Annotated in this window: 1 protein-coding gene; it reads left to right on the top strand. The window is 61.5% G+C overall.

The window, feature by feature from the left end; translation table 11 throughout:
- A partial coding sequence (locus tag NFE57_RS16625) for an adenosylhomocysteinase (RefSeq protein ID WP_252136699.1) occupies positions 1-509 on the top strand: 509 nt, incomplete at both ends.

Genomic DNA, 509 nt, shown 5'->3' with positions numbered 1-509 from the left:
CAGAGCTTGCGCAACGGCGGCGCGCGCGTGCTGGTGACCGAGATCGACCCGATCTGCGCATTGCAGGCGGCGATGGAAGGCTTCGAGGTCGTGACGATGGACGAGGCGGTCAAGCGCGCCGACATCTTCGTGACGGCAACCGGCAATGCCGATGTCATCACCGCCGATCACATGAAGGCGATGAAGCCGATGTCGATCGTGTGCAACATCGGCCATTTCGACAGCGAGATCCAGATTTCGGCGCTGTCCAACTACAAATGGACCGAGATCAAGCCGCAGGTCGATCTGGTCGAGTTCGACGACGGCAAGCAGATCATCGTCCTGGCCAAGGGCCGGCTGGTCAATCTGGGCTGCGCCACGGGCCACCCCAGCTTCGTCATGTCGTCGAGCTTCACCAACCAGACGCTGGCGCAGATCGAGCTGTTCACCAAGCCCGAGGCGTACAAGAACGACGTCTATGTGCTCCCCAAGCACCTCGACGAAAAGGTCGCCGCGCTCCACCTCGACAA

Source organism: Hephaestia sp. MAHUQ-44 (assembly GCF_023806085.1).
GTDB lineage: Bacteria > Pseudomonadota > Alphaproteobacteria > Sphingomonadales > Sphingomonadaceae > Sphingomonas.
The sequence above is the reverse complement of the archived record's forward strand: the minus strand, read 5'-3'. Positions and strand labels throughout refer to the sequence as shown.